The sequence below is a fragment of the Ruegeria sp. YTSC106 genome (genome assembly GCF_059609765.1).
Genome location: NZ_JBXWMI010000005.1, coordinates 235813 through 249718, shown reverse-complemented (window position 1 = coordinate 249718; position 13906 = coordinate 235813). Strand labels below are relative to the sequence as shown.

16 protein-coding genes are annotated in these 13906 nt (G+C 57.1%); 5 read left to right on the top strand and 11 right to left on the bottom strand.

Annotation, left to right across the window (positions count from 1 at the left end; genetic code table 11):
• Nucleotides 1-2: 2 nt before the first annotated feature.
• The 5 genes from AC2FEB_RS09535 to AC2FEB_RS09515 form a co-directional block, all read right to left on the bottom strand.
• Entirely contained in the window at nucleotides 3-1106 is a 1104-nt protein-coding gene (locus tag AC2FEB_RS09535; protein WP_496674005.1) for a FliM/FliN family flagellar motor C-terminal domain-containing protein, read from the bottom strand.
• Between the two features lie 78 nt (nucleotides 1107-1184).
• A complete protein-coding gene (locus AC2FEB_RS09530) occupies nucleotides 1185-3863 on the bottom strand; it encodes a sensor histidine kinase (RefSeq protein WP_117869633.1) in 2679 nt (892 codons plus the stop codon).
• A complete protein-coding gene (locus tag AC2FEB_RS09525) occupies nucleotides 3863-4171 on the bottom strand; it encodes a hypothetical protein (RefSeq protein WP_254683698.1) in 309 nt (102 codons plus the stop codon). Before AC2FEB_RS09525 ends, AC2FEB_RS09530 begins: the two co-directional genes overlap by 1 nt.
• On the bottom strand, nucleotides 4168-4548 hold the full coding sequence (locus AC2FEB_RS09520; protein WP_117869634.1) for a response regulator transcription factor: 381 nt from the start codon (nucleotides 4546-4548) through the stop codon (nucleotides 4168-4170). Before AC2FEB_RS09520 ends, AC2FEB_RS09525 begins: the two co-directional genes overlap by 4 nt.
• A 78-nt stretch (nucleotides 4549-4626) precedes the next feature.
• Nucleotides 4627-5919, bottom strand: a complete 1293-nt coding sequence (locus tag AC2FEB_RS09515) for a helix-turn-helix domain-containing protein (RefSeq protein ID WP_496674000.1) — start codon at nucleotides 5917-5919, stop codon at nucleotides 4627-4629.
• Between the two features lie 201 nt (nucleotides 5920-6120).
• On the opposite strand from AC2FEB_RS09515, the gene AC2FEB_RS09510 reads away from it, so the two are divergent.
• The 4 genes from AC2FEB_RS09510 (at nucleotide 6121) to aat (ending at nucleotide 9337) form a co-directional block, all read left to right on the top strand.
• Nucleotides 6121-6657 carry a LuxR C-terminal-related transcriptional regulator gene (locus AC2FEB_RS09510; protein ID WP_496673997.1) on the top strand — a complete coding sequence of 179 codons (537 nt, stop codon included), beginning with the start codon at nucleotides 6121-6123 and terminating at the stop codon, nucleotides 6655-6657.
• A gap of 151 nt (nucleotides 6658-6808) precedes the next feature.
• Complete coding sequence (gene accB / locus AC2FEB_RS09505) at nucleotides 6809-7297, top strand: acetyl-CoA carboxylase biotin carboxyl carrier protein (protein ID WP_299639782.1); 489 nt, start codon at nucleotides 6809-6811, stop codon at nucleotides 7295-7297.
• A 9-nt stretch (nucleotides 7298-7306) separates the two neighbouring features.
• The gene (accC, locus tag AC2FEB_RS09500; RefSeq protein WP_117869638.1) at nucleotides 7307-8656 is read left to right on the top strand and encodes an acetyl-CoA carboxylase biotin carboxylase subunit; all 1350 of its coding nucleotides are present in this window, start codon (nucleotides 7307-7309) and stop codon (nucleotides 8654-8656) included.
• 48 nt (nucleotides 8657-8704) lie between these two features.
• Complete coding sequence (gene aat, locus AC2FEB_RS09495; RefSeq protein WP_496673993.1) at nucleotides 8705-9337, top strand: leucyl/phenylalanyl-tRNA--protein transferase; 633 nt, start codon at nucleotides 8705-8707, stop codon at nucleotides 9335-9337.
• Here aat and AC2FEB_RS09490 read toward each other — a convergent pair.
• The 6 genes from AC2FEB_RS09490 to AC2FEB_RS09465 form a co-directional block, all read right to left on the bottom strand.
• Nucleotides 9292-9660: a DUF2155 domain-containing protein gene (locus tag AC2FEB_RS09490; RefSeq protein ID WP_117869640.1), complete on the bottom strand. Its 369-nt coding sequence runs from the start codon at nucleotides 9658-9660 to the stop codon at nucleotides 9292-9294. The genes aat and AC2FEB_RS09490 overlap by 46 nt on opposite strands.
• Nucleotides 9657-10109, bottom strand: coding sequence for an outer membrane lipid asymmetry maintenance protein MlaD (mlaD, locus tag AC2FEB_RS09485; protein ID WP_117869641.1), 453 nt, complete (start codon nucleotides 10107-10109; stop codon nucleotides 9657-9659). The genes AC2FEB_RS09490 and mlaD overlap by 4 nt, the downstream gene beginning before the upstream one ends.
• An 11-nt stretch (nucleotides 10110-10120) precedes the next feature.
• Nucleotides 10121-10504, bottom strand: coding sequence for an NADH:ubiquinone oxidoreductase subunit NDUFA12 (locus AC2FEB_RS09480; protein WP_117869642.1), 384 nt, complete (start codon nucleotides 10502-10504; stop codon nucleotides 10121-10123).
• Nucleotides 10505-10583: 79 nt separating this feature from the next.
• On the bottom strand, nucleotides 10584-10946 hold the full coding sequence (locus AC2FEB_RS09475) for a RidA family protein (RefSeq protein ID WP_496673988.1): 363 nt from the start codon (nucleotides 10944-10946) through the stop codon (nucleotides 10584-10586).
• A gap of 189 nt (nucleotides 10947-11135) precedes the next feature.
• Entirely contained in the window at nucleotides 11136-12404 is a 1269-nt protein-coding gene (gene clpX, locus AC2FEB_RS09470) for an ATP-dependent Clp protease ATP-binding subunit ClpX (protein WP_117869643.1), read from the bottom strand.
• 131 nt (nucleotides 12405-12535) lie between these two features.
• Nucleotides 12536-13168 (bottom strand): ATP-dependent Clp protease proteolytic subunit, encoded by a 633-nt coding sequence (locus AC2FEB_RS09465; protein ID WP_117869644.1) that lies wholly within the window; start codon nucleotides 13166-13168, stop codon nucleotides 12536-12538.
• Between the two features lie 367 nt (nucleotides 13169-13535).
• Here AC2FEB_RS09465 and AC2FEB_RS09460 point away from each other — a divergent pair, with 367 nt between their 5' ends.
• Nucleotides 13536-13877 (top strand): ArsR/SmtB family transcription factor, encoded by a 342-nt coding sequence (locus AC2FEB_RS09460; protein WP_117869645.1) that lies wholly within the window; start codon nucleotides 13536-13538, stop codon nucleotides 13875-13877.
• Nucleotides 13878-13906 lie beyond the last annotated feature (29 nt).

Sequence of the window (13906 nt, the reverse complement as noted above, 5' to 3'; positions counted from 1 at the left end):
CCTTATTCCGCGTCGGTATTTGTGTCGGCAGCGTCAAGGCCAGCCAGTTGTGAAATCTCCGCGACCATCGGTTCGGAATCGTTCAGTGACAGATCGTTGTCTGCCAGTTCCAAACCCTCGTCCCCTGTTGCCGGAGGCATCATATCCACCGCATTGGAAACCGATTCGGCCAGGTGGTCGTGCGGCTGCATTCTCCCTCGGCTCTCGATAAACTCCTGCGCATCAGCCCCAGACAAGGCGGGTAGAGCCGAATGTTCGTTCAATCGAACGGCTCGCAAGCCGCCACACTGACCAAGGCGACCAATGCCCGTTGGCGTTCGGTCGATAGTCAATATCTCAGCTCCGTCCAGACGTGCCCCGTGTAGTGGCAAAACACTACCGGGTTGAATCGTTGACAGATCGGACAATGGCAGCGACATCCGGCACAAAACGGCGTTCAGTTCCGCCCGAACAACACCCGATGATAGCGCAATCCTCGGACCGGCCGTTTCCGTGACCTCATCAACTTTGTCCGGCGCAGCAGGATGATCCGGAAGGAAAATGGATATCTGCCCTTGCTGCACCCCGTTGGCCAGATCAACCGTCAGATCAAAGACATGGTGCGCGTCTGCAGACATGGCCAAAGACAAGCCGCGCGCATCTTCCGAACGTGCGGCAAGCTCATATCCTGTCAGGCAAATCTGCTCGTCCGCAGCGACTATTAAGCCGGCGGACAGAGTCAGCGCGGATTCGATAAATGGCGCCGCCATGGCGGCATCCGTATCTGTAAACACCCTTGGTTCGGGATCTCCGGGCAGTACTTCACCGATGGTCTGGGTTTGTACAATGGCGGACACTACGTGCGGGTTCAAGCAAATCGCAGCGCGGCCCTTCTGTCCATCAAAAACCAACAGCAGCCAATCCTGACCGACAGATCCCACCAGATCATCCTGAGAGCCGCTGGCTTGCTTTGCACCGATGACAGCCAAGGGAAGGTTCAATCGATCGCTTGCTGCCCGCGCGAACCCCAAGCGCAGCGCCCGTAGAACCGAACGCGGACGATCGCCTAAATCTTTTCGTCCAACAGACAGTTTGCGCGCCAAAGCGGCGCTGACGGTTTGTGACATGGCGCCCGATCACCAGTTGTTCCAATAACTGACTATTGGTTTACCCCGCCGAGCGTTACGAAGTTCTTTACGACGAGGTCATTGCGCAGCCTGCTGGAACGCTAAGGGCATGCTTACCCGGAATGCCGCGCCGCCCTGCCCGGGCAGATACGTGATCTCGCCGCCCAACCGCTGCATGATCTCTCGGCAAATCGCCAACCCCAAACCTGCCCCCCCTGCCTTGTCGACTCCGACACGGGCAAATTTCTCGAACACCATCGACCGCGCACCGGGTGGAATGCCGCTGCCGTTATCTATGAAATCGATGATAACCCTCCCGCCGACGTCGTGAGCTGATATGACTAATACCGGTTCTTCCGCGTCACAGTATTTCTGCGCGTTCGAGATCAGATTGATGAACACCTGCCCCAACCGGTCCAGATCCGTATGAAGGGACATTCGCTCTGCCGTAAGAGTCCGCCGGACCGTGATTTTCCTTTCCGCTCCGGCCAGCGCACTGGACACTGCGCGGTCCAGAACCGAACGCAAACTGTCATCGCTGAGGTTCAGATTGACCTGCCCGTTTTCGAGCACGCTCAAGTCCAGCAGATCGTCGAGAAGCCGGGTAAGGCGCAAGGCCTCATCGTGAATGATTGCGGCATAGCGGGTCTGTTCCTCTCGGCTCAGGCCCTCTGTATCCCGCATGATCTCGGAAAAAGCTCGGATCGAGGTCATCGGCGTACGTAATTCGTGACTGACCTGACTCAGGAAGCTGTCTTTTTGCTCGGAAATCTGAGTGAGCTTGGTGTTTGCTTCACGCAGCTGGCGCGCCGTGCGGGACAATTCGGACGACTTCTCTTCCAACTTCCCTGAGTACTCCAGAAGCTGCGCCGATTCATCCGCCACCGCAAGCAGGTCTTCAACCGAAACCGAAGACCCGCCCACGATCTGAGCGATCATCGCATGTGCCGTGGCGGTTCCGACCGACCCGCTCAACTCTCGCTCTAGACGGTTGAGGAAACCCGGGGTTGGTTCCGGCATGTGCGACCGGCCACCCTGTTTTTCAGCCTCAGCCTGGAAGAACTCCTGCGCCGGGGCGGTGCCCAGAATACGCTGAGTCATTATCATCAGGTCTTCGCTTTGCGCCACCGAACCGGACCAGCCGCCCGGTGAAACCGAATGATCGAAAACGTTGACGAACTGCGCGCCCTGCAAACGCTCCAGAGGGCTTGGAAAGCTCAGCAGGGACGCCACGCAAAATGCAATGGTATTGAGGGACAGAGACCACATCACGGTATGGACCATCGGGTCGATCCCTTCGATCCCGAACAGAGCATGAGGACGCAGCCAGGCAAGACCGAACAGCCCATTTTGCATTACAGCCTCTGGCATCCACGGCGCGCCCATACCTGGCAACAAAAGTGTATAAATCCACAATATGAAACCGACGCTCAGCCCGATCAGTGCCCCTGTCCGGGTTGCTCCGCGCCAGAACAGCCCTCCGACCAAAGCAGGCAGAATCTGCGAGATGCCGGCAAAGGCAATCAATCCTATCGATGCCAGTGCAGCACCACCGCCGGACAACCGATAATAAAAGTAACCCAACGCCATGATCACGGCGATGGAAACACGGCGCGCTATCAAAACAATGCTTCGCACATCGCCCGAGACTGACCCTGTTCCTTCATGGGTGTTCAGCCATATCGGCATGACCACATGGTTCGACACCATCGTCGACAAGGCCATTGCGCTAACGATAACCATCGATGTTGCGGACGAAAACCCACCGATAAAGGACAGCATCGCCAGCCAGTCATTGCCCTGCGACAACGGTACGGTCAGCACGAACAGGTCGGGATTGGCCCCCTCTGGCAACAGATCCAGACCAACGACGGCAATTGGCACGACAAACAGGCTCATCAAAAGCAGGTAGAGCGGAAACGCCCAGGCAGCCGTTCTCAGATGACTTTCGTCATCGTTTTCAACCACCATCACCTGAAACATGCGCGGCAGACAGATAAAGGCCGCGGCGGACAGAAAAATGAAAGTCGTCCAGCGACCGGCATCGACATTCCACTGTCCGATTTCCGAGGCATCGATCTGTTCCATCATCGGGCCAACGCCACCAGCGATACCCCACACTACGAAAACGCCCACGGCGATAAGAGCAAACAGTTTGACCACGGCTTCAACGGCAATGGCCGTGACGACGCCGTGGTGACGCTCGTTCACGTCCAGATTGCGCGTACCGAAGAGAATTGCGAACACGGCCAGCCCCGCGGCGACCCAGAAAACGCTGGACCCTTCGCGATACAGGCCTGATGGATCGGCTTCGGCGAATATCGAAAAGGACAGGGTAATCGATTGCAACTGGAGCGCGATGTAGGGCGTCCCGCCGAGCACGGCTAGAACGGTCACACACACGGCCAATGTGTTTGACTTGCCATAGCGTGACGACAGCAGGTCTGCGATGGAGGTCACCCGCTGACTACGTCCGACTCTCACCAGCTTGCGCAACCCCCACCACCAACTGACCATTACCAGAGTGGGGCCGAGATAGATGGTGACAAACTCCAAACCGGACCGCGCGGCATTGCCCACCGCACCGTAAAATGTCCAGGCAGTGCAATAGATCGACAGTGACAACGTATATATCAGGGGAGACCGCAACCACGTTCCCCGCCGTGCTGCGGCCATCCGGTCAGCCGCGAAAGCTACCGCGAACAAGAAAACGACATAGGCAAGGCAGACCAGGATCAGCGTGTTAATGGTTGCCATCACTCAGCGTCCGCGTCTCGATCCTCGCGCGCGCCTATACGGCGGGCAGCAATGCCAAAAACCAACCCGACCAGGATCAGCGCGCCCCAGCAGACAAAAATGTAATAAGTCGCTGAAGACAAGGGGACGGCCGCACCCCCACTGGATTGATCGGGCCACAGCAACGGAAGCGCCAGCAAAGCCGCCCCCAAAAAAGGTAGAAGCCGCGCTGCATCCGTTAGCCTGCGTCGGCGATAGCTTTGACGTTCGAGAAAAAGCGAGGGCCGTGTGACCTGTGGTTTATCCTTGTTGCCCTCGCCAGTCATCATATTCGCGTCGCCTGCGCGTGAAGATCGCGCACAGCCGTCAGAACTTCGGCATTGGAAAACGGTTTGGTCATGAAACGGCTGACACCTGCGTTTTCCGCCATTTCCCTGTCCCGCGATTGACCGCGCGCGGTCAGCATCAAAACCGGTAAACCTGCCAGTTCTTCCATCTCTCTGATGTCCCGCAGAATATCCATGCCGCTCTTACCCGGCAGCATGACGTCCAAAATGACCAGGTCGGGTTGTGCCCCCTGGATCACCTGAACCGCATCCGCTCCATCGCCATGCGTTTCGACCTGCCATCCCTCGCGGGTCAGCAGGAACCGGATTGCTTCGGCAATGTTCGGCTCGTCCTCGATCAACAGAACCTTGCGGCTCATATTTTCAGTTCCTCCCCAAGACCGTTCCTCCATCCCGAGACCGGTCCTTTTTAGACTAAGCCTTCTGCCGGGAAAGTGTCAAAAGCCTTCGCTCAAAATCGACGGCTCGCGGCGGGCCTTGCACGCATTGTTGGGACAGACGCGGCAGTTCGACCCGACCCGCGTAACCGGTGCGTCACCTGTTGTTTCGTTGACCGAACGAACCAGCATGACCGAGCGGTAGGCGGGATCCTGATCATACCCCAATACAGCATAAGGCCAGGCATAGGCGAAGCATTCGAATTCAGCAGGTGTCCGGCCCATCTGGACAACTTGCTTGCGAACAGGAACAAGCGGACGACTCAAAGCCGAAAACAACGGCCATAGGGGGCAAACCTCACCATGCCTCGCCAACGCAAAGCCCGGAATCGGCTTGATGAACAATATGCTGCCGGACGCATCGCACAGCACCATACCAACAGGTTGCGGCAACACATCCTCGGGCAAAAATGCCAGTCGTCTGAGAATGGTGGCGACGTCTACGGAAAAACGGTTGGCCAACGCGATGGGATCCGCGTCGTCTTCTTGCAGACCCGATCTGAGTGCATCCAGCGGCAACACAGTTGCATCATCGCGATACATCTCCAGAATTTCACGCGCCACAATTCGGGCAGCCGACGTGTTGAGACTACTCAGATCAACAGCATCCACGTCTTCCCCTTGTTCCAGTTCCGAAAAACTGTACCTACGGGATTCGAAGAAGGCTTCGACCTCTTCAAGCGGAACACCGCGCGGATCAACTGACGAATCACTTTCGTCCAAAAAGGTTACAAGCGCCTTGGAGCTGCCGGCCAGCCGTTCTGCATCCTGATGCAAGTTTTTGTGAAATCGCTCCCGCCACTCGGCTTCGATGTCCTTTGTGTCTGCAAGAATTGCCGCTGTTGAACGAATCGCGGCCGCTGTGGACAGCACTTCGTGCATTGATGCCGCAAGATGAGGGTCATGCGTCAGGCGATCTGACAAGACCTCGACATTCCGCTCAAGCGAAACAACCCGGCGGTGCATCTGTGCAAGAACCCCGGCCCACCCGGGAAAACGCCCGGCGAATTCCTCCAGCCCGTCCACTTCGGCCTGCTGCCCGACGGCATCATCCGCCGCCTCCCGCAGGGCCGTCACAAGGGTTGCTTCAATCCCCTGGGTCAGGACAGAAGGTTCAACAGAGAGAGCAGACGCTATGTCCACCAGTAATTTGCCACCAATCCTTCGGCGGTTATGTTCGATCAGGTTCAGATAAGACGCCGATATCCCAGCCAGGCGCGCAAGTTCTGCCTGCCGAAGCCCGGCAATCTGCCGTCTTTCCCGGATGCGGCTTCCTGTCAACATATCGCGCATGATTGGCTTCTCCTGACCAGGGTTCGGTCGCGTGTTTTCAGAACATATCATGTGTTTCTGTAGTTTACCCACAAGTTTTCAAGTCGCATTTACACCCTTAACAAAAACCGCAACAACCATGACACATCAGCAGCGCATCAGCAGTCACAATAAACCGCATCTCCTCTTCTATTCCGCGTGGTTTCCCGGCACGATAGGCAAATGAGTGACCCCGCCTTTGAATATGCCCCGATCGGGTTGGTTGAGCTGGAAAACCGGATCATCAGACGCTGCAATCTGCAGTTCGCCCGCACTTTTGGTGGTGAAGAAACCGATTACCGCAACATGCCGTTGCTGCATCTTTACCCGTCGGTTGCTGATTGGGAGAGGATCGGAGAACGCAGCCTTCAAGTGATGCGTGACACCGGGTACTATACGGATGAGCGCGTCATGCGCCGACGCAATGGCGATCTGTTCTGGTGCCGCGCCCGTGGCCGTTCCTTGACACCGGATGACCCGTTCCGGCATGGAATCTGGAGCTTTTCCGACATCTCGGAAGAACGTCCCCTTGTCGAATTGACCGTCCGAGAACGCGAAGTGGCGATCCTGTCCTGCCGCGGCCTGTCCGCCAAGGAAATCGGCGTGGAATTGGGGCTGAGCTACCGCACAATCGAAGCCTATCGCGCCCGCCTGCTTGAGAAATTCGGGGCCCGCAAATTACCTGAGCTGGTCGCCAAATTGTCAGGGATGCCTCTGTAACCTGTCCGCCCCTTTAAATTATACGAGATTCCCGCCTGTGATGGTGCGAGTCGACGCTTTTCATGCACCGCCGCTTAGCCTATAACCCTGCGTAATTTGATCAGAGCCCGCAAGAAACAGACGGGCCAAAGGGGAACCGTCGAGGATACTCATGACAGACACCAAACACGAAGCGGATGTGGCATTCATCAAAGCTCTGGCCGAGTTGCTGCGCGACAACGATCTGACCGAACTGCAGGTCAAGCGCGAGTATGGCGACGAAGACAGCCTGAACGTCCGCGTCAGCCGTATGACACAAGCCGCGGCCGCGCCAGTTCAGGTCGCCGCACCTGCAGCAGCACCCGCCCCTGCAGCGGCCCCCGTCGTGGCGGAAGCTCCTGCCGCTCAGGAAGATCCGGCCAGCCACCCCGGCGCTGTAACTTCCCCTATGGTTGGTACCGTCTACATGCAGCCCGAGCCCGGCGCACCTGCGTTCATTTCGGTCGGCGCTTCTGTTTCCGAAGGTGACACTCTATTGATCGTCGAGGCAATGAAGACCATGAACCACATCCACGCACCCAAGTCGGGTACCATCAAGCGTGTTCTGGTTGGCGATGGCGACGCTGTGGAGTTCGGCACCCCTCTGGTCATTATCGAGTAAGGCGGGCCCATGTTCGACAAGATCCTGATTGCCAACCGAGGCGAGATCGCCCTGCGCGTCATCCGCGCCGCCCGCGAGATGGGGATTAAGACGGTTGCCGTCCACTCCACCGCGGATAGCGACGCGATGCATGTGCGCATGGCTGACGAATCGGTCTGCATCGGCCCCCCGCCTAGCCCCCAGAGTTACCTGTCAGTGCCCGCGATCATCTCGGCCTGTGAAATCACCGGTGCGCAGGCGATCCACCCCGGCTATGGCTTCCTGTCCGAGAATGCCGAGTTCGTGCAGATCGTCGAAGATCACGGCATTACTTTCATCGGCCCCACAGCGGAACACATCCGCGTCATGGGCGACAAGATTACAGCCAAGGACACGATGAAGGCTCTGGGCGTGCCCTGCGTTCCAGGATCTGATGGTGGCGTGCCTGATCTTGCGGCCGCCAAGAAGATCGGTGAGGAATTCGGCTATCCTGTCATCATCAAGGCCACTGCAGGTGGCGGCGGACGCGGCATGAAAGTCGCGATGAACGCGAATGAGATGGAAAGCGCGTTTATGACCGCGCGTGCCGAGGGCAAAGCCGCCTTTGGCAATGACGAGGTTTATATAGAGAAATACCTAACCACGCCGCGCCACATCGAGATTCAGGTCTTTGGCGACGGTAAAGGCAAGGCCGTTCACCTGGGCGAGCGTGACTGCTCTCTACAGCGGCGGCACCAGAAAGTATTCGAAGAGGCCCCAGGTCCCTCCATCACGCCCGAAGAACGCGCCAAGATCGGCAAGGTCTGCGCCGACGCGGTCGCCAAGATCAACTATATCGGCGCCGGCACGATCGAGTTCCTGTATGAGAATGGCGAGTTCTATTTCATCGAGATGAACACCCGTCTTCAGGTGGAACACCCGGTAACCGAAGCTATTTTTGGCGTCGACCTGGTGCGCGAACAAATCCTTGTCGCCGCGGGTGAACCGATGTCGTTCGGTCAGGACGATCTGGAAATCAACGGCCACGCCATCGAGGTTCGGATCAACGCCGAAAAGCTTCCCAATTTCTCGCCCTGTCCCGGCAAGATTACCGCGTATCATGCGCCGGGTGGCTTGGGGGTTCGAATGGACTCGGCGCTCTATGACGGTTACTCGATTCCACCCTACTACGACTCTCTGATCGGCAAGCTGATCGTGCAGGGTCGCGACCGGGCAGAAGCGCTGGCCCGACTGGAACGCGCATTGGGAGAACTAATTGTCGACGGCATAGACACCACTGTCCCTCTGTTCCACGCCCTGTTGCAGGAACCCGATCTGCGCAGCGGCAACTATAACATCCACTGGCTGGAGCGCTGGCTTGCGGAGAATATGGAACAGTAGTCACCAAGGACCGGAGGGCCCGTGCCCCCCGGTTGACTCATACCTGACATGAGCTTGTCCCCCGAACTTTTGCTGCATGGATACTCCATCGGTATCTTTCCGATGGCCGAGCATCGCGATGACCCCGACCTGTTCTGGGTCGATCCCAAGTTCCGGGGCGTCTTTCCACTGGACGGATTTCACATATCCCGAAGCCTGGCACGCCGCATTCGAAACTGCGGGTTCTACATCTCAATCGACCAGGACTTTTCCGGCGTCGTCGACGGCTGCGCCGACAGGGCCGATACCTGGATCAACGCCCAGCTGCACGACCTTTACCGTCAGCTGCACCAAACCGGTCATGCGCATTCGTTGGAAGTCTGGGAAGGCACCGTGCTGGTGGGGGGCGTCTATGGCGTGACCCTGGGCGCGGCCTTCTTTGGCGAAAGCATGTTCTCAAGGCGCAAAGACGCCTCGAAAATCGCCCTCGCGTATCTTGTGGACCGTCTGCGGCAAACCGGGTTCCGTCTGTTTGACACGCAGTTTCTAACCGCACATCTGGCCTCTTTGGGGGCGATCGAAATTCCGCGCGGTGTCTACAAGAAAGAGCTGGAAGAAGCCCTGAACTTCAGCGCCGATTTCACAGCGCCGCTAAATCAGTCCGCAGCGAGTGTAATACACCGTATGACCCAAACGTCATAACGCGCGTGATCCAGCGCATTCAAAGCCGGGGACGTCGCGATCATCCAACCGTCAAACAGCTGATCGGCCTTTCCGCTCTCCCAGATGGTCAGATAGGCGAAAGCGTCACCCGTTGGATTGTCAACGGGATAACGGCAATCCCCCAAGGCGACATCCAGCCCAAAAACCGCTGCTGTCTCGCCGGTCTGCAATTCAACATCGACGGTCTGGCCATTCACCTTGTCGAGGCCCCGCAACAGTGCCCCGGGTCCAGACTGAACATTCTGCTGCGCGGCCGCACCAGTGCCGGAAAGCAACAAGGCAAGAAACGCGACGCGTATCATTCGCTGCCGTCTCCGGCGACAAACTTGACCAGAAGCGAGATCAGGCTGACCGCGCCCTGGGTATCCTCGATCTCATCGCCGGGATCAAAAAAGAACGGCGAGCCGCCGGGCATTACCTCGACGAAGTTTCCGCCCAGCAAACCTTCTGACGAAATGACAATGGCACTGTCGTCCGGCACGAGAATCCCGTCCGCAATCGTGAAAGTCGTGTCCGCCCGGTAGGTATCCGGGTTGAGGTTGACACCCGTCACGGTTCCGATTTTGACACCGGCAAGGCGAACATCCGTGCCGACGCCTACCCCTTCCAGAGATCTGAACGACGCGCCCAGTTCGTATCCAGCGGTACCTTGCGACAAGCCCGTCGATTGACTTGCATAAACGCCAAATGCCACGGCACCGGCCAATACGACGCCGCCGACAAGAATTTCGGTCCAGTTATGGGTCGACATTTTTGCCTCGTCTATTCTGGGCTCCAGGCCTCATAGTCCCTACGCTCCATCGGTTCTGCACGACGCAGAGACCCGGCAGGAGTATAGGCCAGCGCGGTGCCGGTCAGGTTTTCCTGATGTGGTTTTTCCCAGGATTTATGCGGCAGCGGTTTATCCGTCGGAGGCTCGTCCCAAGTGCGATGCAACCAACCATGCCATTCAGGATCAACCCGGCTGGCTTCGGCCTCACCATTAAAAATAACCCAACGCCTGCTGTCGTCGGCATTGCGGTAAAACACGTTGCCTTCATTGTCTTCGCCCACTTTCACGCCCTTGCGCGCAGTGTAGATCTGAGTGTTCAAAGTCGACCCATTCCACCAGGTCACAGCTCGCAAAAGACTGTTCAGGATTCCCATCGGGTGCCTCCGGCATTTCGTCGAAGAAAGGTATGGACCAAAGGCCCGCCAAGGTCCAGTGCCCCTGATACCACCTGCGTCACTCCGACAGAAAGGCGGTCACTTCGATCTCGATCCTGTATTTCGGATCAATCAAACCGCATTCGATCATTGTCGCAGCCGGAGGATTGGCTCCGAAAGTCTCGGCCAAAATCGGCCAGCACGGTTCGAACTCGCTGCGGTCCGGCAACATGTAGGTGACCCGAACCACATCTTCAAAGCCTGCCCCCGCCTCTGCCAAGGCCTTTTCGATGATAGCCAACGCCGATCGGCATTGTTCGACCGCGCCCGCGCCCTGCCCGACTGTACCGGCTACATGAACCCATCCGCCAGCGACCACTGCACGGCAGTACCCGACTTTTGCTTCGAACTCACCACCAGAGGGAATGCGTTTAAGCGTCATGACCATTCACCTTACCCGCTTGGGAAACCGCCGGAGTTGTACATACTTGCACGCGCAGACCTTCCAGGTGGAAATCCTCGGCTTCTTTTGGCTGGGAGTACCGCGGGGGAAGTTCTCATTTGGCGGCGGGGGCAGAGCCCCCTCAACCGATTCAGCACACCGAACCACAGCCGCGATCGATGGCCGATTTTATCCGGCCGATGCCGACTCCGGAGCAGCGTCAGTATAGATGAACAGAGGCTGCGAGTCAGAGATGACCGCCTCTTCGTTCACAACAACTTCGCTGACATTCTTCATACCAGGCAGTTCGAACATGGTGTCCAGCAGAATATCTTCCAGGATCGACCGCAGACCCCGCGCGCCGGTTTTGCGCTCTATGGCCTTTTTGGCGATTGCCTTCAGGGCGTCATCCGTAAAGGCCAGTTCAACATCCTCCAGTTCGAACAGACGCTGGTATTGCTTGACCAATGCGTTCTTGGGCTTGGTCAGGATAGTCACCAGCGCGTCTTCATCCAGGTCCTCAAGCGTCGCCAGAACCGGCAGACGACCGACGAATTCCGGGATCAGGCCAAATTTCAGCAGATCCTCGGGTTCCAGTTCCTTGAATATCTCGCCGACACCGCGGTCATCATTGTCGCGCACATCGGCGCCAAAACCCATGGCCGAACCTTTGCCGCGTTGCGCGATGATCTTGTCCAAACCCGCGAATGCACCGCCACAGATGAACAGAATGTTCGTCGTGTCCACTTGCAGGAATTCCTGCTGGGGATGCTTGCGGCCACCCTGTGGGGGGACGCTGGCCACTGTCCCTTCCATCAGTTTCAGCAAAGCCTGCTGCACGCCCTCACCCGACACGTCGCGCGTGATCGAAGGGTTCTCGGACTTGCGGGTAATCTTGTCAACCTCGTCGATATAGACAATGCCACGCTGTGCACGTTCGACGTTGTACTCACTGGCCTGAAGCAGCTTGAGGATGATGTTTTCGACATCCTCGCCCACATACCCGGCTTCGGTCAGCGTAGTCGCGTCCGCCATGGTAAACGGGACGTCCAGAATGCGCGCCAATGTCTGCGCCAGCAGCGTTTTACCACAACCGGTCGGGCCGATCAGCAGGATATTCGACTTCGACAGTTCGATATCGCTGCCCGCTTTCTGAGCATGGTTCAAACGCTTATAATGGTTATGAACGGCAACCGACAGAACCCTCTTTGCGGTGGCCTGACCGATTACATAATCGTCCAGTACTTCGCAGATATCCTTGGGCGTCGGAACACCGTCAGAAGACTTCAGCCCACTGGCCTTGGTCTCCTCGCGGATGATGTCCATGCACAGCTCAACACATTCATCACAGATGAAAACCGTGGGACCTGCGATCAGCTTACGGACTTCATGCTGGCTTTTGCCGCAGAAGCTGCAGTAGAGCGTGTTTTTCCCATCGCCGCCTGAATTCGTCGCCATGATCTACCTTTCGGGCTTCGTCCCTGCACCCCTTTTCGGGGGCGCTTACACCTGTGTGTGCAGCTTAGGCCAGCACTCTGGCGGCTACAATCTCAAAATGACCCCCGCGCCGGTGACGCGGGGTATTGGCCTCAGGCCTCTTCCGTGTCCATTTTCGCTCGGTTTTCGACAATCTCGTCGATGTGACCCCATTCCTTGGCCTCTTCAGGGCTCATGAAATTGTCACGATCCAGTGCTTTTTCGACTGCCTTTTTCGTCTGTCCGGTGTGACGTACGTAGATGTCATACAGGCGATCCTTCAGCTTCTGCGTTTCAGCCGCGTGAATCATGATGTCACTGGCCTGGCCCTGGTATCCGCCGCTGGGCTGGTGCACCATGATGCGGCTGTTGGGCAGTGAAAAGCGCATTCCCTTCTCGCCCCCGGCCAACAGAACCGACCCCATCGAGGCCGCCTGACCGATAACCAATGTGGAACATTTCGGCTTGATGTATTGCATTGTGTCGTAAATCGACAAACCGCTGGTCACCACTCCGCCAGGCGAGTTGATGTAGATCGAGATTTCCTTGTTCGGGTTTTCCGCCTCGAGGTGCAGCAATTGCGCCACAACAAGATGGCTCATCCCATCATGGATCGGTCCGTTGATGAATATGATCCGCTCTTTCAGCAGGCGGGAGAAAATATCATAGGCGCGCTCGCCCCGGCTGGTCTGCTCAACGACCATGGGGACAAGTGTATTCATGTAGGTTTCTACGGGATCGAACATTCGTAACCTGCCTGTTTAGCTATGGATCGGGACAATATCCCAACAAGTGTTACCTGAGTCTTAGTGTCGGCTAAGGGGGGCTGCAAGGGGGGGCAAGTGAGAACGCTGACCGAATGTTGATCGTGATCAATCCTCAAAGCGAACCATCTGTTGTTTCCCGGGCTGATCCGCAGATCGCCTTCAGTTGAATTACATGCACTTTGCGTTTCGGGAACATTCAATCCGAACTCCCCTTTCACACATCACGCTATTTTGATTCATACATATAGAAATGAATGTACGAAACGTGTACTGAAGGGTTCACTCTCACACCTCTTTACGTAACGGAAACACCGCCCCGCCAACGGGTTTGCAAGGAACACAATCGATGGCAATTCCCCAGCTATCCCAAGACATGTCACAAGAAGATTTTGACCGCATGGTCTCAAACGCGACGCGCGCATCCAATTTCCTCAAGGCAATTAGCCACGAAGGCAGATTGATGATCCTGTGTCACCTTGTGTCCGGTGAAAAATCTGTCACGGAACTGGAAGAGCTGCTGTCCGCCAGGCAAGCCGCTGTTTCGCAACAGCTTTCCCGCCTGCGACTTGAAGGTCTGGTGACACCTCGCAGGGAAGGTAAGGCCATCTATTATCGTCTGGCGGATGAACGTCCGCGCCGCATGCTCGAAGTCGTTTACGAACTTTTCTGCGGCGAAGCCCCAGCCTAAGAACTGGCTCCGCCTGAAGAAAGGTGCTA